Source organism: Kiloniella laminariae (genome assembly GCF_027214005.1).
In the GTDB taxonomy this organism is placed as follows: domain Bacteria; phylum Pseudomonadota; class Alphaproteobacteria; order Kiloniellales; family Kiloniellaceae; genus Kiloniella; species Kiloniella laminariae_A.
This window is the reverse complement of sequence record NZ_JAPWGY010000005.1, coordinates 49,919-70,397: the sequence shown is the minus strand read 5'-3', so window position 1 is coordinate 70,397 and position 20,479 is coordinate 49,919. Positions and strand designations below refer to the sequence as shown.

Below are 20,479 nucleotides of genomic sequence, written 5' to 3'. Positions count from 1 at the left end.
TCAACCCTTCATTGAATTATATAAAAAATTTCCCGTTCGAAAAAGTAAGATTTTGTAAGGTTTCTTGACGTTTACTCAATATATTATGAACAACATGTCGAGTTACTCACCCGTGAAATGGCAGACCTTAGCATTAGCTGCTCTTGTTTATATCCTACCGCCTCTACACACAGGCATAGCACAAGAGTCCAAACGCCTGATCAACATGGCCTGCAGTCCTTTTGCCCCATACAAAATCGGAACGGCTGAACAAGGACGTGAGGGAATTGATGTGGAGGTTATGCGCGCTGCTTTTGCGCAAAGCGGCCATGAAATCAGTACGACATTTTACCCGTGGAAACGCTCGGTAAAACTGGTTGAAACCGGCCAGGCTGATGGCCTTTGTGGCTGTTCATATCTGCCTGAACGAGAAGAAGTATTTCGCTTCTCTGACCTTCTGGGAAACCATAGCCAAGGCGTTTTCCTGGCCAAGGGAGTAGAGCTGGAACGTTTTGACTCTCTTGAGGACCTTCGGGGACTGACAGTGGCAGCAGTACGCGGATATGCTCCCCATCAGGAGCTACTTGATCATGGCATCAAGGTACAGGAAGCCACAGATGATCAACAACTTCTTTCGATGCTGCAAAATGAGCGGGTACAGGCGATCTACAGCTATCGTGACATTGTACTCTATACGATGTCTCACCAAGGAGGCTCTGGTAATGTTCAGTACCGTGAACTTAACAGCCAGCCTTATTACCTTTGCTTTTCAGAAGAACTTGAAGATGTCGATGAACTGCTTGAAGACTTCAATCGCGGGTTAAGAGTCATCCGCTACAACGGTACCTATCAGAAAATCTGGAAGAGTTATCAATAAATAGTGTTACTATTGCAGAACCGGGAAAGATAAAAAAGGGCCCCGAAAATCGCGGAGCCCTTTTGAAAAACCTGATGGCTAAAGCACCTGCACCAGACTGGTTATTTCGTTCCATAAATACGGTCACCCGCATCCCCAAGACCAGGCACAATATAGCCATGTTCATTGAGTTTTTTATCAACTGATGCTGTAAAAACAGGCACATCCGGATGCCCTTTATGGAACTCCGCTATTCCTTCCGGTGCGGCCAGCAGGCAAAGGAATTTCAGATTTTTGGCGCCGTCCTTTTTCAATCTCTCAATGGCTGCCACAGCAGTATGGCCCGTCGCCAACATTGGATCGACAACAATAACCTCGCGATCTGCAATATCCGAAGGCACCTTGTAATAGTATTCGACAGCCTCAAGTGTCTCGTGATCCCGGTAAAGTCCCACATGTCCGACACGGGCAGAAGGCAAAAGATCCATCATGCCATCCAGAATACCGTTTCCAGCACGCAGAATAGAAATAAAGCAAGGCTCCCGATCGCGAAGTACAGGAAACATTGCCCGCTCAATCGGTGTTTCAATCTCACGTTCAGTCAAGGCAAGATCGCGAGTTACCTCATAAGCCAGCAAAAGAGAGATTTCCTTGAGCAGGCGACGAAAATCTGAGGAAATCGTCTCCTTCCTGCGCATCTGGGTCAGCTTGACCTGCACCAGCGGGTGATCAACAATGGTAACATTTGCGGGCACGCTTTTGTTCATGAGGCCTACCTTTTCTACAATTTCTGAAACTTGATGATTTAATTGTTACTTACCCTCTTACACTCCGCCTGTCGAGCCCTAGTAAATCCGGAAGAAATCCGGGGTAGCTCCAGAGGAAAGGAGTCTCCGATGACATTGCCCTATTCCCGGTCTCTTATCCTTGGCTGCAGCCTTCGTAACTTTCAGGCAAAATTTAAAGATGCATTTTATAGGCGACAAATAGTCGCGAATAAAATTATGAAATCCCGCTATCTTTTTGGCTAGGCTGGTTTTTCTGACAATCTCCAGCAATAACCGCCCATTAGAGGGATTTCTTGAATCAGAAAAAATTGTTAAAAAGCAGTTGCAATTTGGCATTTTTGAGCTATTTAAAAAATCGGACTAAATTAGTCCAGTATGGAGAAAAGCTATGTTTCGCCTCACCCGGCTGACGGATTATGCCGTTGTTGTTCTTGGACAGATGTCACGGAAAAAAGAACATGTTGTCACTGCACCTCAACTCTCTGAAGAGACAGGACTGCCGCTGCCGACTGTTGCCAAGATCCTTGGCCTTCTCTCCAGACAAGAGCTCATCACTTCGTTGCGCGGTGCCGGAGGCGGATATATATGCCATCAGGATGCGACAGCAATTACCGTAGCCGATATCCTTCAGGCGATAGAAGGTCCTATTGCTCTGACCGCATGCGTTGATGGTGCGGCAGACAACTGCACGGTCGAGAACCTCTGTCCGATGCGGGGCAACTGGAACCGGGTTAACAGTGTCGTCGCAGAAGCTCTGAAAACCGTCACGCTGGCGGATATGATCGACTTCGAAAACAGTTTTATGATTGATAAACAAAAACCGGAAACAAGATCCAAGGGCACTGTCGATGCCTAACAGTTCCGAAAGCAAGAAACACATTCCGGTAGGAGAGTACTAGATATGGCAGCCACATTGGAAACCGTCGAACAAGTCAAATCACTTGAGATGGAGAAGTACAAATACGGTTTCGTTACTGATATTGAAAGCGATAAGGCTCCCAAAGGGTTGAGCGAAGATACTGTCCGCTTTATCTCAGCAAAGAAAAACGAACCGGAATGGCTACTGGAATGGCGATTAAAGGCCTATCGCCATTGGCTGACAATGCCGGAACCGACCTGGGGCAAACTGCAGCATGCCCCAATTGACTACCAGGACTCCTACTATTATGCGGCTCCCAAAAGCAACGAAGACCGTCCTCAAAGTCTGGATGAGGTTGATCCCGAGCTTTTAAAAACCTATGAAAAACTGGGTATTCCGATCCGCGAGCAGGAAGTTCTGGCCGGGGTTGCTGTAGACTATGTTTTTGATTCTGTCTCTGTTGCTACGACTTTCCGCGAGCAACTCAAGGAAGTCGGCGTTATTTTCTGTTCCATCTCTGATGCAGTTCAGGAATATCCTGAACTGGTTAAAAAATATATGGGATCGGTGGTCCCTTACGGCGACAACAAACACGCCTGCTTGAACTCGGCAGTCTTTACCGACGGGTCGTTTGTCTACATTCCCAAAGGCGTCCGCTGCCCCATGGAGCTGTCGACTTACTTCCGGATAAATGAGCTCAACACCGGCCAGTTTGAGCGGACACTGATCGTTGCGGATGAAGGCTCATACGTGAGCTATCTGGAAGGCTGTACCGCCCCAATGCGTGATGAGAACCAACTGCATGCTGCTGTTGTCGAACTTGTCACCATGGACGATGCTGAAATCAAATACTCGACTGTCCAGAACTGGTACCCCGGCGATGCAGAGGGCAAGGGCGGGATTTATAACTTTGTCACCAAACGCGGGATCTGCCGCGGGAAAAATTCAAAGATCAGCTGGACCCAGGTTGAAACGGGTTCGGCAATTACCTGGAAATACCCCAGCTGCATTCTTCAGGGTGATAATTCCGTCGGAGAATTTTACTCTGTTGCCATTACCAATGGACGTCAGCAGGCCGATACCGGCACCAAGATGATCCATCTGGGGAAAAACACCACATCTCGAATTATCTCGAAAGGGATCTCTGCCGGGAAATCCCAGAATACCTATCGCGGTTTGGTCCGGGTGAGTGCCAAGGCAGAAGGAGCCCGTAACTTCACCCAGTGTGACTCTCTGCTGGTTGGTGATACCTGTGGTGCCCATACCGTCCCCTATATCGAAAGCAAAAACCGTTCTGCCCGGCTAGAACACGAAGCCACGACATCAAAGATCAGCGAAGACCAGCTGTTCTACTGCCGTCAACGTGGAATTTCCGAAGAAGATGCGGTTGGCCTGGTTGTGAACGGCTTTTGTCGGGAAGTACTTCAGGAGCTACCAATGGAATTTGCTGTTGAAGCACAGAAACTGGTGAGTATCAGTCTGGAAGGCAGCGTCGGCTAGACGCGCCCTCACCATAAACCAGACTGAATTTTAAAGATTTAAAGAGAAGAGTTAAGCGCTATGTTGGAAATCAAAAATCTTCACGCCGAAGTCGAAGGAAAATCCATCCTGAAAGGTATTAACCTGACCATCAACAAGGGTGAGGTTCATGCCATCATGGGCCCGAACGGATCCGGGAAATCAACGCTTGCCAACGTTTTGGCAGGTCGCGATGACTATGAAGTCACCGAAGGATCAATCTTTTTTGACGGCAAGGATATTTCCGAACTCGAGCCTGAAGAGCGGGCTGGTGAAGGTATCTTCCTGGCATTTCAGTACCCGGTTGAAATTCCGGGTGTGACCAACACAACTTTTCTGAAAGAAGCCCTGAACGCTCAACGTAAATACCGCGGTGAGGAAGAACTTGATGGCATGGAGTTTGTTAAAATGCTCCGTGGGAAAACCAAAGAACTCGGCATCAAGGACGATATGTTGAAACGTGCTGTAAATGTTGGTTTTTCAGGTGGTGAAAAAAAACGTAACGACATTCTCCAGATGGCTGTACTTAACCCCAAACTAGCCGTACTGGACGAAACAGATTCCGGACTTGACATCGATGCGCTGCGCATCGTTGCCGACGGCGTAAACAAACTCCGTTCCGAGAATAATGCTATCCTGGTGATTACCCACTATCAGCGCCTTCTCAACTACATTGTTCCAGATCAGGTACATGTACTTGCCCACGGCGAGATCCGTCGCTCCGGCGGTAAAGAGCTTGCTCTTGAACTAGAAGAGAAAGGCTATGCTGACTATTCCGGTGAGGCAGCCTGATGATGACATCTGCTAACGATCAGGACCTATTCATTGCCCACTTTGATCAGGCAAAAAATCATCTGCCCGGTGCCGATATAGATTGGCTTGCCAATTTGCGCAACAATGGCCTGTCCCTGTTCAAGAAAGTGGGGCTTCCCTCTGCCAAAACAGAACTGTGGAAATTCACAAGCCTGAATCCACTGCGCAAACAGCAGTTTCTCGCACCCGTTACCAAAGCAGAGAAAAGCCTTTCAGTTACCGACTTGCCCCGGTTACTTGATGAAACAAAATCACATCGTCTGGTTTTTGTTGATGGTTTTTATTCAGAAGAACTTTCGGACAAGGGCCTGCCCAAAGGCGTACGATTACAGAGCTTTGCTGCAGCGCTACAGTCAGAACCCGCCGTAGCCAATAAACTTCAGCAAAACCTGAAGCCACGGGATCTTGCGCAAGAGCAGCCACTGGTCGCGCTCAATACCGCGCTGATGACAGATGGATTTATTATTGAAATCGCCAAGGATATTTCTCTGGACAAGGCCATAGAAATTCTGCATTTCGGTAGTGGGACCCCACAGAGTTCCTATCATAATCGGAATGTAATTACGGTCGGAGCAGGCAGCAAGGCTACAATCCTTGAGCAGGTCGCAGACAGGGAATCTCACGTTTATTTTTCAAACTCTGTGACAGATGTAACCCTGTCCGAGAATGCAACACTGCATCATTATCGTATCCAGGAAAGCAACGCATCCGCTTTTCACGTCTCCTCGGTTCAAGCAGATGTCGGCAATGGTTCCAGCTATGACAGCTTTATCCTGAACACTGGCGGTCGGATGGCCCGCTCGGATATTAATGTCAATCTGGTTGCTCCCAACTCGTCCTGCCATATCAACGGCGCGTATATGCTCAAGGATGACCAGCACTGTGATATCACCACCCGGGTTGATCACAAGACACCTCACACCAGCTGCGATGAAGTTATCAAAGGCATTTTGGCTGGTAAGTCACGCGGCGTGTTTCAAGGCAAGATCATTGTTCATGAACAGGCACAGAAAACCGTTGGCAACCAGTCTCACCGGGCAATGCTCCTGTCTGATACGGCAGAAGTTGACGTTAAACCAGAGCTCGAGATCTTCGCCGATGATGTGATCTGCAGTCATGGCTGTACCTCAGGCCAGATCGATGAAGACGCCCTGTTTTATCTGCGATCCCGGGGCTTGAGCAGAGAACAGGCTCAGTCTCTGTTGGTGAATGCCTTTCTCGCTGATGCCGTGGAAGCACTCCAGAACGAAGATCTAAAAGATCTTTTCCTGACAAGAATTGCCTCCTGGCTTGGACAAAACCCTCAATAGCTCTGTTTGTTGGCTGGGGATCAAGTAAGATGAGTATGGATAGCACGATGGACAAACCGACCAAGGCGAACAGAGCAGGAGACAATTCCCTCCTCGCCTTTGATGTGGAAAAAGTACGGGAAGATTTCCCTATTCTTAAACGGGAAATTTATGGTCGTCCCCTGGTGTACCTAGACAGTGCTGCTTCCGCCCAGAAGCCGCGCCAGGTCTTGGATCGCATGCAGGAAGCCTATGAAACCTACTATTCCAATGTCCACCGTGGTGTTCATAGTTTGAGCCAGACCTGCACTGAGGCCTTTGAGTCCGGACGTAACGCAGCCGCCCGCTTTATCAATGCGGAATCTCCTGAGCTTTGTGTTCTGACCAAAGGCGCAACCGAAGCAATCAATCTGGTGGCTCACAGTTACGGCAGGCATTTCCTCAAAGCAGGGGACGAGATCATCATCTCGCATATGGAACACCATTCCAATATTGTTCCCTGGCAATTGCTCAGAGACCAGATCGGTATTGTTATCAAGGTTGTCCCGATTGACGGGGATGCCAACTTTCTGTTCGATGAATACGAGAAGCTTTTTACCCCGAGAACAAAACTGGTCTCCATCACCCATATCTCCAACGCTGTTGGGACTGTAACCCCCATCAGGGACATTATCCGTGTCGCCCACGAACATGGGGCAAAGGTCATGGTCGACGGCTGTCAGGCCGCACCGCATGCAATCATTGATGTCCAGGATCTTGATGCCGATTTCTATTGTTTCTCCGGGCACAAGGTCTATGGCCCAAGTGGTATCGGTGTTCTCTACGGCAAACGAGATCTGCTGAACAGTATGCCTCCCTATCAGGGTGGCGGTGAAATGATCGATCTCGTTACCTTTGAGAAAACAACCTACAAGGACACCCCGCACCGGTTTGAAGCAGGAACGCCGGCGATTGTTGAAGCCATCGGCCTCGGAGCAGCAATTGAATATGTCGAAGCCCTTGGGAAAGAGAATATCTCTGCCCATGAGCACGGCATTCTGGCCTATGCCACTGAACGTCTCAGTCGTATTCCCGGGCTGACAATTATTGGTCGGGCAAAAGAAAAAGCCAGCATCCTGTCCTTTATCATGGAAGAAGCACATGCTCATGATATAGGCACAATCCTTGATCGTCGTGGAGTTGCCGTTCGCGCTGGACACCATTGTGCCCAACCTTTGATGCAGCGTTTTGATCTGCCAGCAACGGCCCGGGCTTCATTTGGAATTTACAACACCCGCGCAGAAGTTGATGCTCTTGCTGATGCCCTGGAAAAAGTTCGGGAGCTTTTCAGTTGATGTTTAATGATGGAAAAACCCTGAGTGACTTCCTGCCAAATGCCGAAGAAGGCTTTATGGCAAAAGCAGGAAGCCCGTTACCAGCAGGCACAGCTATTGCCTCCCAAGCTCAAATTATAGATGCTCTTCAATCGGTTCACGACCCGGAAATTCCGGTGAACATATATGATCTTGGCCTGATTTATAAGCACGACATTGCAGAAAACGGTGACGTGGATATCAGCATGACACTCACCGCACCAGCCTGTCCTGTTGCCGGAGAATTGCCTGGGCAGGTGGCAGAAGCTGTTGCAGCGGTTGAGGGAATTGGAGAGGTAACAGTGGTTCTTACCTGGAGCCCTCCCTGGAATCAAAACATGATGAGCGAAGATGCTCAATTAGCCTTGGGGCTTTTCATGTAGGGAACAGCCCCTACATATAGTAGACTACACTCCAGTTACCTATTGACGAAGAGGCGCCAAGAAGATGATGCCAAAATTGATCACCCTCACAGATGCAGCAGCCGCGCGTGTGAAGAAACTGATCGACCAGAGCCCCGAGGACGGTGTGCTGGGATTACGCGTTGGTATCAGCACAAAAGGCTGCTCGGGCCTGAGCTATGTTGTCGAATACGCCCACGAACAGAAAAAATTTGAAGACGTGGTTGAAGACAAAGGGGTGAAAATTTTTATCGCTCCAACGGCCGTCATGTATCTGATCGGCAGTGAGATGGATTTTGTCGAAGACAAATTCCAAAGCGCTTTTGTATTTAGCAATCCAAATGAAGCAGGGCGTTGTGGCTGTGGTGAAAGCTTCCATGTCGCACCAGAGAGCAATACTGCAGAACTCCCTGTTTGATTTCGCTCCGGTTGATTTCGCTCCGGTTGATTTCGCCCGGCTGAATTCTCTGGGCTGTTTTCTCTGGGCTGTTTTCCCTTCCCCTCTCCGATAAGAGGTGCTTTTATCAGTTACTATTTCTGAAAAAGAGCACCTCATGACCTATATTTTCGAACCTGCTGCTATAACCAGTCTCTCCATTGCAGGAAATGAAAAGCTGTTTCCTGTCCGACGCATCTTTTGTGTCGGCAGGAATTATGCCGAACACACCCGTGAAATGGGCGGGAATCCGGAAACAGAAACCCCGGTTTTCTTTTTGAAACCCGCTGAAGCACTTGTTCCCGAAGGCAGAGATGTTCCCTACCCATCTGCGACAGAAGACTTTCATCATGAAGTCGAACTTGTTGTCGCACTCAAAAGCGGGGGGACAAACATATCTGCCTCAGAGAGCCTGCAGCATGTTTTTGGATTTGCCGTCGGTGTCGATCTCACCCGCCGGGATCTACAGAAAATCTGTAAAGACAACCGTCATCCCTGGGATGTTGCCAAAGCCTTTGAGCTGTCCGCTCCCTGCGGAAAGATCACGCCCTGTGAAAAACATACCAGGTTGCCAGATTCAGCCGAGATTTGCCTTACTGTGAATAACGAGCCAAGACAAAAGGCCCAACTCGGTGACATGATCTGGTCGGTCGAAAATATTATCGTCCACCTTTCCCGTCTCTTCGAGCTTCGCTCTGGCGATATCATTATGACAGGCACTCCTGCGGGAGTTGGCCCCCTTCATAGGGGAGAGATTGTCACGGCAACAGTTGAAGGACTCGAGCCGCTGGTCTTCAGGATCAGCTGAGTTAAGAAGAGAACCAGTTCAAAGATACCGATTGATATATCTGGTTAATGTATCTGGTTGGCGACCTGGATCTCAGGAATACCCGACCGGCCATAAGACGAAAGATATTTCTGCCGGTCAGCCCGGGGAGAAACCCCAAAGCGATTTTTGTAGGCCCTTGAAAAATAGGGTGCAGACGCAAAACCACTGGCAAGAGCCACCTCAAAAACAGACATTGACGTCTGCTGCAACAACTCGCGAGCAGAGCGCAAACGCAATTTTAGATAATAACCGGTCAGGGTATCATTAAGATGTTTACGAAAGAGCCGCTCAAGCTGCCGTCGTGATATCGGCAAATCTTTGGCCAGCTCCTCTATCTCCAACGGAAACTCTATATTCTGCTCCATGATTTCCACGACCTTGATCAGACTCGGTTCATGAACCCGTAACCTCAGACTCACGGTGCGCTTGTCACGCTCGCCATCTCGCAGTGCAAGAACCTGGGGGTGATGAAACTGGTAACCAACTTCTGTCGCCAGACTGGTATCGTATAGATAACCAACAAGCTTGAGCATCATCTCAAGTGTGGCGGTTCCTCCTGCTGAGGAGAACCGCTTGCCATGAATTTCGTAGGGATCATTGGATATGTCTATTTCAGGATACCGCTCCCTCACATGTGCCAGCATTTCCCAGTGAATAGCTGTTGGCGAGTGCCGAATAAGCCCCGAGAGAATAAGCACATAGGACGCACTCTCCACACCGCCGATAACAATACCTTTACGGTCCGCCTTGCGTAACCAGGCTTTGATCGCCGATGTCGTATAGAGGTCAATCTGATAACTGGCGCAGACAATAATCATGTCTGTGTCTGCCATGTCCTCTTCCGACATAATCCTGGTATTATTGATAGAGGTTCCATTGCTTGCCGTAACGGCCCCACCCTGCTCACTCAGAAGCTGCCAGCGAAAGATCTCTCGTCCACTGACCCTGTTAGTCACCCGCATAACATCAATGACCATAGAAGCATCGGTTTGAGGAAACTCCGGCATCAGGAGCACCTTCACATTGATAGGTCGCCCTTCATAACGGAAATCAAGCATTACCACGCCCTGTTAATTCAGAAAAATCCCCTGCCTTATACTATCGTTGAGATAGTTCAGCCTGTTTTATAAAATCGAAAACCCAGACCCTTATCTTGCACCAGAACACCTGAACCTTATCCATAAACGACACTGGGTAAACCAAATTCACGCCTCAGGTTTATAGCCTGCAATTTCCAGTATTCTGTCAATATCAACATGCTCTTCCAGATGGTTTGCCAGGGCATCAAGTGTCGCGTCGATTTCGGCCTCATAAGAGAAATCATGATTTGTCCGGCTTTTTATTCGGCTGAGAAAGCTGTTTCTGAAACCGTCGGAAGAAAACAACCCATGCAGATAACAACCGGAAACCTGCCCGCCCTTGATCAAACATCCCTCTGGTCGATTATCATCTCCCAGATAAAGCATCGGCATCACATTCTCTCCCCCGGAACGAACCGTCGTGACCCCCACATGCATTTCGTACCCTTCCAGAAAAGTATTGCCCGCTGCATCGCAACCAGAAACCTCCATCAGTTTTTTCTCCGGCGTCAATACAGTATCCACCGGCAAAAGTTTCAATCCAGAAACGGTCATGGGCTCTCCTTCGATCCCGTCAGGATCAGAGATCGTCATGCCCATCATCTGATAGCCTCCACATATGCCAACGACATTGCCTCCTCGACGAATATGTGCAGCCAGATCAACATCCCATCCCTGTTCTCTCAGAAAAGCCAAATCCGAAATCGTTGCTTTCGACCCGGGCAAAATCACCAGATCACAATCTGCTGGCAGAACCTCTCCGGGATGAATAAAGCTCAGTTCCACATCTGATTCGGCAATCAGGGGGTCCATATCGTCAAAATTTGATATCCGGGAAATCAGAAGTACAGCAATCCGGATACTTCTTTGGGAAAGCCCTGTCGGTGAACGAGAAGACTGGACTGCAACGGCATCCTCATCCGGCAGTTTGCGTGCGGCTGGAAAAAAGGGAACAACTCCCAGAGAAGGAAAACCACTTTTCTCCTCTATGATTTTCAAACCTGACTCAAATAAAGCAAGGTTCCCCCTGAATTTATTAATCAAGACACCCTGTATCCGGCTACGTTCTTGCAGGGAAATCAAGTGAGCTGTCCCGACAATTGACGCAATGACCCCCCCCCGATCAATGTCGCCGATCAGAATAACAGGAATATCTGCCGCTTCAGCAAACCCCATATTAGCAATATCGCCAGATCGGAGGTTCACTTCCGCCGGGCTTCCAGCACCTTCGACCAGTACAATGTCTGCATCAGATGAAAGACGCTGAAAACTCTCCAGAACAGTTGACATCAATTCATAGCGCTTCTGCCAATAGTTGCCCGTGGTTGTGTTGCCCCAAATCTTCCCCTGTACAATAACCTGTGATCCCAGATCTGTTTGCGGTTTTAACAGTATAGGGTTCATATCTGTCGAAGGTCTGATCCGACAAGCTCTGGCCTGGAGTGCTTGGGCCCGACCAATCTCTCCCCCTTCAGCCGTAACAGCCGCATTGTTTGACATGTTCTGGGGCTTGAAAGGGCGTACTTTGAATCCTCGATTGCTCAATGCCCGGGCCAATCCCGCCACCAGCAAAGATTTCCCAACATCAGATCCTGTTCCCTGAAACATTACTGCACACGCCATCTGACACCTCACTTAACGACCAGAAATCATTTAAGAACTTTGCTTCTACATTGTTTCGAATATTTATCAAAGGCACCAAAAGCGACCAAGGTATTAAGCCCCAGTCGGACTAAGCTTACATCAGACTCCACACAATAACTTCGGTTTAATATAAAATTTTATATACATACAATACAAAAGTATTTGCAATTATCTTTACTTCAATAAAAAACACTACTTAAATATAGATAAAATGTATTCTATAAAAAATCACAGCACTTAACTTTATTTACTATTTGTTAATAAGTAAGTGTCAATATGATCGCAGGTTTTCGAGAGGAACAGGAGCCCCGAACATGACTAATATGATGAAAAAATTTCTGAACGACGAAAGCGGTGCAACCGCGATCGAATATGGCCTTATTGCCGCTCTGGTATCTGTTGCAGCAATTACTGCGTTAACTAGCATGGGTGAGTCTCTGGAAGGTATCTTTACTTCTGTTGACACAACACTTAAATCCGCAACAACAACCCCTCCTCCTGCTGGAACATAAACTTAAGTATCAGAATATATTCTGCTACAATTATCATAGACTTAAAGTAAAAAAACTGGCTCTTCTGAGCCAGTTTTTTTACTTTAAGTCTATGATAATAATCCATTTCATTTTTTTGTATTTACGAAGCATTTACCCTATTCAAATACGATGACCTCATGATGGCACGCAGAATACTTCTTATCCTCATAGCGCTCCTGTTAAGTGCGGGAACAGCCTTTATCGCCAACAACTGGTTGAAGGCAAACCGCATGTCTGCGCAAACGGCACAGATCACAGCAGAAACAGTACAGGCTGATGTTCATATACTGGTTGCCCAAAGCTCTATCCCTCTGGGGAAATTTGTCAACGAATCCGATTTTTCCTGGCAACCCTGGCCTGGAAAATTTGCGACAGACCAGCACCTGACAAAAGAAGACTTCAAAATGGAATCCCTTAATGGGAGAGTATCCAGATCTAACATTGATGCAGGTGAGCCTATCCTTCTCAGTAAATTTGTCAGTCCGGGAGAAAGAGGTTTTCTTGCTGCGGTTCTCAAGCCTGGACAACGCGCAGTATCAATCGGAATATCAAGTGATACTGGTGTAAGCGGACTTGTGTTCCCCGGAGATCGCGTTGATCTCATCCTTACTCAAAATTTGCAAAATTCTGAAGATGCAACTGATCAGCGTAAGGTCAGTGAAACAATCCTTACCAACGTCCGCGTTCTGGCCCTCGGCACTGATCTGCAGACCGAAGAAGGCCAGACAAATGCCAATGCCAAGACGGTTACTTTGGAAATGAACCCTGCTCAGGTCGAGATTGTCGCGGTATCAACCAACCTTGGTCGCATCTCTTTAAGTCTTCGGCCTCTGGCAAAAAATGAAGAGGAAATGCAAATCATTATTGAGACCGGATCTGCCGTCATAGAAGAAGAAACAGTAAAAGGCGATAGTTACACTTGGGATTATGAAGCAAGCAAGGTCCTCTCCAAAGGGAAGACTCCGGCTGGTGGAGGTGGTCTGGTTGTCTCCCGCGGAAACAGTTCTGTCATCGTAGGTGGACAATGATCCAGTCACTCAAGAAATCCCTGTTTATTATTTCACTTATCTTTTTCGGATTTCTGTCTACCACAGCTTTATCGCAACAAAGCGTCCAGACAATCGAAGCTGACTCTGAAGCTATCAAAATAGAGATCGGTGAAGGTAAATTAATCAAACTCCCCCGGGCCGCATCCAATATTTTCATTGCTAACCCCGCTGTAGCTGATCTCAATGTAAAGTCAGCTCGGTTAGTCTATGTCTTTGGTATAAAATCAGGAACAACATCACTTTTTGCTGTTGATGGTGCTGATCAGGTCATCGCCAGCATTCCGATCAAAGTCTCACACAATCTGGCAGCACTTGATGAAGCGCTAGAAAAGGCTATTCCAGGCAACAATATAGAGGCAACATCAATCACAAGCGGAATTCTTTTGACCGGTGAAGTCAAAAACCTGGTCGATGTCGATAATGCAGGTCGCATAGCAGCACGTTTTATCGACCCGGAAACAGAACGAATTATTTCGCAAATGAATATTGCAGCATCCGATCAAGTCCATCTGAGAGTACGAATTGCTGAAGTAAGAAATGAGGTCATAGATCAGTTCGGTTTCAACTGGTCCCTTACAAGCTTTAACGACGGCACGACCACGATCCCCCTAACGACAACAACATCAACCGTTCTTGCTACAACCCCACCAAACTTTCTCGGGATCACCTCCACTGTAGGAAAGTATTTCAACCTTGATGTTCTAATTGATGCTTTGGCACAGGATGAGTTGGTGACCATTCTCGCCGAACCAAACCTAACCGCCGTTTCGGGAGAAACCGCAACCTTTCTTGCAGGAGGGGAGTTTCCGGTTCCTGTCGGTCAGGAAGTTGACGAAGGCAATCGGGTAATCACAATTGAATTCAAAGAATTTGGGGTCAGCCTCGCCTTTACCCCCACCATTATTGGAGAGAACAGGATCTCCCTTCGGGTGAGACCTGAAGTCAGTCAACTATCATCGGATGGCGCTGTCATTCTTGGCGATCTGGAGATCCCTGCCCTTTCAACCCGAAGAGCAGAAACGACAGTAGACCTTGGTTCTGGCCAAAGCTTTGCCATTGCAGGCCTGATTCTGAACAATCAAACTCAAGTCACCAGCAAAGTTCCTGGGCTTGGAGATATCCCAATTCTCGGTCGATTATTTAAAAGCGAGCGATTTCAGAACAATGAAAGTGAACTTGTTATCGTGGTTACCCCTTATTTGGTAACCCCCTCGAACAGACCGATTGCCCTGCCAACGGATCCCTACACAAAGGAAAACGTGTTAACCGAAGCTCCATCACGGCTGGCGGGGCCTTCAACTAATGCCCCCACTAATGGAGGGGAAGACAGAGAAGAAACCAACCTGTTTCACTCAGAACCCACTTTTATTGTGGAGTGACCGATGTTTATTAAAGCTCACCTACCCGTTATTCCTCTCTCTTTTTCTGCGTTAGCAGTCACCCTTCTGTTCGCCTGCACTTCTGAACAGGGCTATCAAACGATTTCTCCTGAGAAACAAATCGTCCAGGCTGGAACAAACTTCATGGATACCGGGCGATGGCGCCCACTACCCTCCCCCCAAAGAGCCAAGAGCTATAGCTATATCGCCTCAGAAGGTTTTTTTATTCCTGCGCAAGATCAAATCAATATTACTCGACTGCAACAAGAACTTCAGGACGTTGTAAGAAGATATAACATTACCAGTGCGGATGAACTTGTGCTTGACGGGCTGTACAATACCAAGGGCAAAAAAACCCCTGAATCCCAACAGGCGATTTCCATTATTTCTCGATCTTTAACAGAAATGGGGCTCAACAGCTCTACGACCAGCAGGCCAGTAGCCATTCTTGACCCCATTCGTTATAACAGTGCGATTCTGATACATCGAAAAATTATTGTCGCCCCAGATTGTCATGTCCCGGTTCCTCCCGAGGGGGCGCGGCCTCACAGAGGTACTTTTGGCTGCAGTCAGGAAGCCAACTTGGCAAACATGGTCGTTTCTCCTGAAGCCCTGGACGGTTCAAGGCCGTTGTCTTCTCCTGATTCAACATCTGTAACACTCGGAATAGATCGCTACCGCCGAGGTGAAGTCAAAGCCTTGACTTCTGATCTTGCGACGACCAGTGGGACTTCTCTTGGAGGGCAGAGCAACAACAATGCCAGCCAGTAAAATTGACGATATTTTTAACGATCTGGATACAGAGCCCGTTTCGGCACCTGAACTGGTTGCATTCGTTGGCGATGGACAGACCCATGATGTCACCTTGTCAATCTCAAGACAGCTTGGTTACCCTGCCGAAGTAAGAGACGGGGAATGTCATGACGCGATGTCCTATCTGGCAGACAACCCTGCGCCGAGATACCTCGTCATAGATATTGGCAACGATGAACTTTCTGCCGCAACATCAATTTTCTCCCTGGTGGCCGCTCTCCCCGAAGGAACCAAGGCGATTGCAGTAGGCGCGATCAATGATATCGGCTTTTACCGCGAAATGATTGAAATTGGTCTCACGGACTACCTGCTTAAGCCTCTCACAGAAAAAACCCTGCTCGCGGCGTTCCACAAGGCCGAAAGAGCGGAAGAGGCCAATCGGGATCGTGAAAACAGCCTTCAAGTAACCGGAAATAACAATAAAACAGTTGTTATTGGTGCCCGTGGGGGCGTCGGCGCCAGTACTATAGCCGTTAATCTTGCCTGGGTATTATCTGATCAATTAAACTGTAAAACAGCCCTGCTTGATATGGATATAGAATTCGGCACAATTGCTTTGGCACTTGATGTAGAGCCAACACGCGGTTTACGTGAGGCACTGGAAAAACCTGAACGTCTTGACAGCCTCTTCATTTCCAGCACGACAGCCAAGCTATCAGATAATCTTGCCGTTATGGCTACAGAAGAGAACCTGACAGAAGACATCTCGTTTTCTCCTGATGGTATTGCCATTTTGATGGAGGCTCTCGCCAGAGAACACAGCCAACTGATTATCGACGTCCCCCGTACAGCCGTAAAGCTGAGGAAAAGCATATTATCTGAAGTCGGTACAATTATTCTTGTAACAGACTACAGTCTCCCCAGCCTCCGCGACTGTATCAGGACACAAAGTGCAATCAAAACAATCAATTCCAGCTGTAAGCTGTTAATTGTCGCCAATAAAACAGGGGGCCCTGTAACTGCGATGCCTCCAGCTGAATTCGAAAAGGCACTTGGCACAAAAATTATCGCCAACATTCCCGATGATATAAAACTGTCAATCAAGGCAGCCAATACCGGGAAACCGGCCGTTGCAATTGATACAAAATCAAAGATGTCCAAGGCACTCTTTGCTCTTGCCAAAGAAATTGCCCCTGACGTGTCGGCCAATAATAAAAAAACATCCTGGTTTAAAATGGTGGGACGAAAAAAATGAATCAGGAAAACGTTACAGTCAATCACAGCGACGAGGACCAGGATGGAATACTGAAAGAGCTGTTGTTATCAATACTTCCACAACAATCAGCCACAGAGATGTCCCGCCCCGAGCTAAGCCTGAAGATTGGGCAGATAGTGACCGAAGAGCTGGAAAGCAAGAAAAGTCATCTCAATCTTCTTCAACGCCGCGCCTTGATAACGGACTTGATTTCCTGGTATCTCAAAAACTCTCAGACAAAAAATGAAATCACTGCAGAAGCCGAACAAGTTCCTGTTCCTTCTCTTACCAATTTCGAGCAAAGACCTCACCCCTCAACGCGCCCGAAACCATCCGGAAAACGCAACGAATCCAAGGCCAGTTCAGCTTCTGATACTGTCGAAGAAGCAAAGAAAATTATCCAGCCCAAAGTCATGGATCGTCTGGACATTTCCGCAGCGTCACGGTTACCCAGAGATGAACTGACAAGCCAACTTGGTGAGATCGTCAGTGAGATTCTTTTTGAGGATAAAATCACCCTCAACGCGCCCGAAAAGGCTGCAGTAATAGAATTGATCCTGGCAGATATGCTTGGTCTCGGTCCCCTTGAACCGCTTCTGGCCGATGAAGGTATTACCGATATTATGGTCAATGGCCCTTATCAGGTTTACATTGAAAAGGGCGGAAAGCTCCAACTTACGGACGTGAAGTTTCGTGACAACGATCACGTCATGAATATTGCCCGCCGTATTGTTGCCCATGTTGGCCGCAGAGTTGATGAAACCACACCGCTTTGCGATGCCCGACTCGCAGATGGAAGTCGTGTCAATATTATCATCCCGCCTCTGGCTATTGATGGTTCTTCGATTTCCATCCGGAAATTTTCCGCAAAAAGCATCACGCTCGATATCATGCGAAAGCAGAACAATATATCTCCGAGCATGGCGACGGTGATGAAAATCGCTGCCCGATCCAGGCTGAACATCTTGATTTCGGGCGGAACTGGCTCTGGGAAAACCACCCTGCTCAATGCGCTTTCTCAACTGATTGACCATGGTGAGCGCATTGTCACGATTGAGGATGCCGCTGAACTGCAACTTCAGCAGCCACATGTGGTACGCTTGGAAACACGACCGCCCAATCTAGAAGGCGAAGGCGCAATAACGATGAGGGATCTGGTTAAAAACTCACTGCGTATGCGGCCTGACCGGATTATACTTGGCGAGATCCGTGGATCTGAAGCTGTTGACATGCTTCAGGCCATGAATACAGGCCACGATGGATCCTTGGGAACCATCCATGCAAACAGGCCCCGTGAGGCTTTAACCCGTCTCGAAAACATGATTGGCCTTGCTGGTATCAACCTTCCGGCCAAAGCAGTACGCACCCAGATTTCTGATGCTCTGGATATGGTTATCCAGGTATCGCGTATGCGGGACGGTATGCGTCGCATTACCCACATTACCGAAATCATTGGTATGGAAGGCGATATTGTTACGACCCAGGATCTCTTTACCTTCGAATTTAAAGGCGAAGATGAGAATGGTAATCTTTATGGGGAATTCACCTCTACCGGATTACGGCCTTACTTCATGCCTAAAGCAGAATATTACAACCTCGGCAAACATCTGATGGAAGCTATGGGATGAATGAATTCCTGACACAGATCCTAAATGGTCAGGTATCTGATATCGCGCTCCTTACCTTGCTGTCCGGGGTAATGTTTGTTCTGTTAATCATTCTTTTTTTTATACTGAAGCCATCAAGTGATATTTCCAGGACAAGGCTGGAAAGAGTAATACACAAGGCAGCTGATGGACGCTCAACCGCGGCTGCCAATATCAGTATAAGAAGGAACATGGGCGGCAGCGGCAATCCAACTCTGGACAAAATCGTTCAAAATCTGACACCACGTCCGGAATTATTGAGAGCAAAAATGCAAAAGGCTGGCCTGGAACCAAATCTGGGCCGACTGTTACTTATCTCAATTATGCTAACGATTTCTGCAATTGCCGTTATAAACGTTTTTTCATCTCGCCCTCTTATATTCAGTATATTAATGGGGTTTGCAATTGGTTTTGGTTTCCCCCATTTCGTACTCTATGTCATGAAAAACAGGCGGCAGAACAAATTTCTGGAACTATTCCCGGATGCAATAGATCTGATGGTTCGCGGCCTGAGAGCAGGTCTGCCCATAACCGAAGCGATCAAAAATGCAGGAGACGAAATTTCTGCACCGGTCGGATCGGAATTGGCAGCTGTTACCGACGGTGTAAAATTAGGAGGCAAACTCCCCCAAGAGCTGGAGCGAGCTCAATATCGTATTGGTTTACAGGAGTTTCAGTTTTTTACAGTCGCCCTGTCAATTCAGACCGAAACCGGGGGGAATCTAGCTGAAACTCTTGCCAATCTTTCAGATATCCTCCGTAAAAGAAAACAGATGAAGCTGAAAATCAAGGCACTTTCCTCAGAAGCAAGAGCCTCGGCATATATTATTGGTTCCCTGCCCTTTATCATGTTTGTAATCATTTATCTGATGACCCCATCCTATGCAATCGAACTGTTTACAGATCCCAGAGGACAGGCAGCAGTCGCTTTTGGTCTTTTCATGATCGCATTGGGTAGTGGTATTATGTATAAAATGGTGAAATTTGAGATATGAATCTGTCTGATTTCATACCTGCCGGATTTACCGAAGACGAGTTCATCGTTCTCGGGGCGTCTCTTTCCGTCCTGACAATCTTTTTAGCGCTCTGGTTCTCTTTGATTGAGAAAGATCCAAGCAGCAAAAAAGCAAAAGAGCTATCTGATCTGCGCAAAGCAATGCGCGGAGATTACCTGACCCCCACACAACGCAAACGAGGTAATGAAAATTCAGCTACCTACATGAAGAAGGTCGTCGAATTTTTTAAGCTGTTAAAAAATGAACAGGCCAGCAAATACGCATTTCAGCTTTCCCAGGCAGGAAGGCGAACCCCGGAGGCACTTTATCGCCACCTATTTTTTAAGTTGATTGCCCCCCTTTCCAGTGCGACTCTGGCCTATTTTTATATCTACGTACTTAAAGCAGTAGATTTTCCTCCACTAGGAAACAATTTTGCCTTGCTAACGGTCACCTTAATCGGGGCAAAAATACCTGATATCCTGTTGAAGAATGCAATAATCAAGCGCCGGGAATTGGTAAAAAAAGCCCTGCCAGATGCACTGGATTTAATGGTAATCTGCACCGAAGCAGGACTCAGCCTTGATGCAGCATTTAATCGTGTAGCTCGTGAAATGATTACAGCTGCCCCAGAACTTTCGGACGAGCTCAGCCTGACGTCTCTGGAGTTAGGTTTTCTACAAGAAAGGCAAAAAGCCTTGATGAATTTGTCCCTTAGGATAGAAATCCCCATGATGCGAAGCCTGGTAAACGCATTGATTCAAGCAGAAAGATATGGAACCCCTCTCGCCCAGTCATTACGGGTGATGAGCTCTGAACTTCGACAGGAAAGATTGCTAAAAGCGGAAGAAAAAGCGGCAAGACTGCCAGCAATTATGACAGTTCCAATGATCATATTTATCCTGCCACCACTGATGATCGTCTTGCTAGGACCAGCCGTTATGCGGACAATTGATGGCTTGGGTGGAATGTAACTTTATGGCTTGATCATAAAAAAAGAAGCAGGCGCGACAAACTGTCAAGACA

At 47.6% G+C, this 20,479-nt stretch carries 20 protein-coding genes; 17 read left to right on the top strand and 3 right to left on the bottom strand.

Going from position 1 to position 20,479, the window contains the following annotated elements:
• Positions 1-94 precede the first annotated feature (94 nt).
• Positions 95-856, top strand: coding sequence for a substrate-binding periplasmic protein (locus O4H49_RS14265; RefSeq protein WP_269424117.1), 762 nt, complete (start codon positions 95-97; stop codon positions 854-856).
• Positions 857-957: 101 nt separating this feature from the next.
• On the opposite strand, the gene upp is transcribed toward O4H49_RS14265, so the two are convergent.
• Complete coding sequence (upp, locus tag O4H49_RS14260; protein WP_020593608.1) at positions 958-1,602, bottom strand: uracil phosphoribosyltransferase; 645 nt, start codon at positions 1,600-1,602, stop codon at positions 958-960.
• 409 nt (positions 1,603-2,011) lie between these two features.
• Here upp and O4H49_RS14255 point away from each other — a divergent pair, with 409 nt between their 5' ends.
• The 8 genes from O4H49_RS14255 (at position 2,012) to O4H49_RS14220 (ending at position 9,099) form a co-directional block, all read left to right on the top strand.
• Positions 2,012-2,479, top strand: a complete 468-nt coding sequence (locus O4H49_RS14255) for an SUF system Fe-S cluster assembly regulator (RefSeq protein WP_269424116.1) — start codon at positions 2,012-2,014, stop codon at positions 2,477-2,479.
• A gap of 45 nt (positions 2,480-2,524) precedes the next feature.
• Entirely contained in the window at positions 2,525-3,982 is a 1,458-nt protein-coding gene (gene sufB, locus O4H49_RS14250) for a Fe-S cluster assembly protein SufB (RefSeq protein ID WP_020593606.1), read from the top strand.
• Between the two features lie 60 nt (positions 3,983-4,042).
• Positions 4,043-4,792, top strand: coding sequence for a Fe-S cluster assembly ATPase SufC (gene sufC / locus O4H49_RS14245; RefSeq protein ID WP_269424115.1), 750 nt, complete (start codon positions 4,043-4,045; stop codon positions 4,790-4,792).
• Positions 4,792-6,123, top strand: coding sequence for a Fe-S cluster assembly protein SufD (sufD, locus tag O4H49_RS14240; protein WP_269424114.1), 1,332 nt, complete (start codon positions 4,792-4,794; stop codon positions 6,121-6,123). The genes sufC and sufD overlap by 1 nt, the downstream gene beginning before the upstream one ends.
• Positions 6,124-6,170: 47 nt before the next feature.
• On the top strand, positions 6,171-7,436 hold the full coding sequence (locus tag O4H49_RS14235; RefSeq protein ID WP_269424291.1) for a cysteine desulfurase: 1,266 nt from the start codon (positions 6,171-6,173) through the stop codon (positions 7,434-7,436).
• Positions 7,436-7,837 carry a DUF59 domain-containing protein gene (locus O4H49_RS14230; protein ID WP_269424113.1) on the top strand — a complete coding sequence of 134 codons (402 nt, stop codon included), beginning with the start codon at positions 7,436-7,438 and terminating at the stop codon, positions 7,835-7,837. The genes O4H49_RS14235 and O4H49_RS14230 overlap by 1 nt, the downstream gene beginning before the upstream one ends.
• A gap of 64 nt (positions 7,838-7,901) precedes the next feature.
• The gene (locus O4H49_RS14225) at positions 7,902-8,273 is read left to right on the top strand and encodes a HesB/IscA family protein (RefSeq protein ID WP_269424112.1); all 372 of its coding nucleotides are present in this window, start codon (positions 7,902-7,904) and stop codon (positions 8,271-8,273) included.
• Positions 8,274-8,409: 136 nt separating this feature from the next.
• Positions 8,410-9,099, top strand: a complete 690-nt coding sequence (locus tag O4H49_RS14220) for a fumarylacetoacetate hydrolase family protein (RefSeq protein ID WP_269424111.1) — start codon at positions 8,410-8,412, stop codon at positions 9,097-9,099.
• A 44-nt stretch (positions 9,100-9,143) separates the two neighbouring features.
• On the opposite strand, the gene O4H49_RS14215 is transcribed toward O4H49_RS14220, so the two are convergent.
• Together O4H49_RS14215 and O4H49_RS14210 are read right to left on the bottom strand one after the other, a co-directional pair.
• Positions 9,144-10,127, bottom strand: coding sequence for a GlxA family transcriptional regulator (locus O4H49_RS14215; protein ID WP_269424110.1), 984 nt, complete (start codon positions 10,125-10,127; stop codon positions 9,144-9,146).
• Between the two features lie 198 nt (positions 10,128-10,325).
• Entirely contained in the window at positions 10,326-11,822 is a 1,497-nt protein-coding gene (locus tag O4H49_RS14210; RefSeq protein WP_269424109.1) for a cobyric acid synthase, read from the bottom strand.
• A 335-nt stretch (positions 11,823-12,157) separates the two neighbouring features.
• On the opposite strand from O4H49_RS14210, the gene O4H49_RS14205 reads away from it, so the two are divergent.
• The 8 genes from O4H49_RS14205 (at position 12,158) to O4H49_RS14170 (ending at position 20,427) form a co-directional block, all read left to right on the top strand.
• Positions 12,158-12,355 carry a Flp family type IVb pilin gene (locus tag O4H49_RS14205; protein ID WP_269424108.1) on the top strand — a complete coding sequence of 66 codons (198 nt, stop codon included), beginning with the start codon at positions 12,158-12,160 and terminating at the stop codon, positions 12,353-12,355.
• 158 nt (positions 12,356-12,513) lie between these two features.
• The gene (cpaB, locus tag O4H49_RS14200) at positions 12,514-13,404 is read left to right on the top strand and encodes a Flp pilus assembly protein CpaB (protein ID WP_269424107.1); all 891 of its coding nucleotides are present in this window, start codon (positions 12,514-12,516) and stop codon (positions 13,402-13,404) included.
• Positions 13,401-14,804 carry a type II and III secretion system protein family protein gene (locus tag O4H49_RS14195; RefSeq protein WP_269424106.1) on the top strand — a complete coding sequence of 468 codons (1,404 nt, stop codon included), beginning with the start codon at positions 13,401-13,403 and terminating at the stop codon, positions 14,802-14,804. Before cpaB ends, O4H49_RS14195 begins: the two co-directional genes overlap by 4 nt.
• A gap of 3 nt (positions 14,805-14,807) precedes the next feature.
• Positions 14,808-15,575, top strand: a complete 768-nt coding sequence (locus tag O4H49_RS14190; protein WP_269424105.1) for a CpaD family pilus assembly lipoprotein — start codon at positions 14,808-14,810, stop codon at positions 15,573-15,575.
• On the top strand, positions 15,562-16,812 hold the full coding sequence (locus O4H49_RS14185; RefSeq protein WP_269424104.1) for a P-loop NTPase: 1,251 nt from the start codon (positions 15,562-15,564) through the stop codon (positions 16,810-16,812). Before O4H49_RS14190 ends, O4H49_RS14185 begins: the two co-directional genes overlap by 14 nt.
• The gene (locus tag O4H49_RS14180) at positions 16,809-18,440 is read left to right on the top strand and encodes a CpaF family protein (protein ID WP_269424103.1); all 1,632 of its coding nucleotides are present in this window, start codon (positions 16,809-16,811) and stop codon (positions 18,438-18,440) included. The genes O4H49_RS14185 and O4H49_RS14180 overlap by 4 nt, the downstream gene beginning before the upstream one ends.
• Entirely contained in the window at positions 18,437-19,453 is a 1,017-nt protein-coding gene (locus O4H49_RS14175; protein WP_269424102.1) for a type II secretion system F family protein, read from the top strand. Before O4H49_RS14180 ends, O4H49_RS14175 begins: the two co-directional genes overlap by 4 nt.
• Entirely contained in the window at positions 19,450-20,427 is a 978-nt protein-coding gene (locus O4H49_RS14170) for a type II secretion system F family protein (RefSeq protein ID WP_269424101.1), read from the top strand. The genes O4H49_RS14175 and O4H49_RS14170 overlap by 4 nt, the downstream gene beginning before the upstream one ends.
• Positions 20,428-20,479: the final 52 nt, after the last annotated feature.

Coding starts and splice junctions, on each gene's coding strand:
- O4H49_RS14265 (WP_269424117.1), top strand. CDS start 95: ATGTCGAGTTACTCACCCGTGAAATGGCAGACCTTAGCATTAGCTGCT.
- upp (WP_020593608.1), bottom strand. CDS start 1,602: ATGAACAAAAGCGTGCCCGCAAATGTTACCATTGTTGATCACCCGCTG.
- O4H49_RS14255 (WP_269424116.1), top strand. CDS start 2,012: ATGTTTCGCCTCACCCGGCTGACGGATTATGCCGTTGTTGTTCTTGGA.
- sufB (WP_020593606.1), top strand. CDS start 2,525: ATGGCAGCCACATTGGAAACCGTCGAACAAGTCAAATCACTTGAGATG.
- sufC (WP_269424115.1), top strand. CDS start 4,043: ATGTTGGAAATCAAAAATCTTCACGCCGAAGTCGAAGGAAAATCCATC.
- sufD (WP_269424114.1), top strand. CDS start 4,792: ATGATGACATCTGCTAACGATCAGGACCTATTCATTGCCCACTTTGAT.
- O4H49_RS14235 (WP_269424291.1), top strand. CDS start 6,171: ATGGACAAACCGACCAAGGCGAACAGAGCAGGAGACAATTCCCTCCTC.
- O4H49_RS14230 (WP_269424113.1), top strand. CDS start 7,436: ATGTTTAATGATGGAAAAACCCTGAGTGACTTCCTGCCAAATGCCGAA.
- O4H49_RS14225 (WP_269424112.1), top strand. CDS start 7,902: ATGATGCCAAAATTGATCACCCTCACAGATGCAGCAGCCGCGCGTGTG.
- O4H49_RS14220 (WP_269424111.1), top strand. CDS start 8,410: ATGACCTATATTTTCGAACCTGCTGCTATAACCAGTCTCTCCATTGCA.
- O4H49_RS14215 (WP_269424110.1), bottom strand. CDS start 10,127: ATGCCGGAGTTTCCTCAAACCGATGCTTCTATGGTCATTGATGTTATG.
- O4H49_RS14210 (WP_269424109.1), bottom strand. CDS start 11,822: ATGGCGTGTGCAGTAATGTTTCAGGGAACAGGATCTGATGTTGGGAAA.
- O4H49_RS14205 (WP_269424108.1), top strand. CDS start 12,158: ATGACTAATATGATGAAAAAATTTCTGAACGACGAAAGCGGTGCAACC.
- cpaB (WP_269424107.1), top strand. CDS start 12,514: ATGATGGCACGCAGAATACTTCTTATCCTCATAGCGCTCCTGTTAAGT.
- O4H49_RS14195 (WP_269424106.1), top strand. CDS start 13,401: ATGATCCAGTCACTCAAGAAATCCCTGTTTATTATTTCACTTATCTTT.
- O4H49_RS14190 (WP_269424105.1), top strand. CDS start 14,808: ATGTTTATTAAAGCTCACCTACCCGTTATTCCTCTCTCTTTTTCTGCG.
- O4H49_RS14185 (WP_269424104.1), top strand. CDS start 15,562: ATGCCAGCCAGTAAAATTGACGATATTTTTAACGATCTGGATACAGAG.
- O4H49_RS14180 (WP_269424103.1), top strand. CDS start 16,809: ATGAATCAGGAAAACGTTACAGTCAATCACAGCGACGAGGACCAGGAT.
- O4H49_RS14175 (WP_269424102.1), top strand. CDS start 18,437: ATGAATGAATTCCTGACACAGATCCTAAATGGTCAGGTATCTGATATC.
- O4H49_RS14170 (WP_269424101.1), top strand. CDS start 19,450: ATGAATCTGTCTGATTTCATACCTGCCGGATTTACCGAAGACGAGTTC.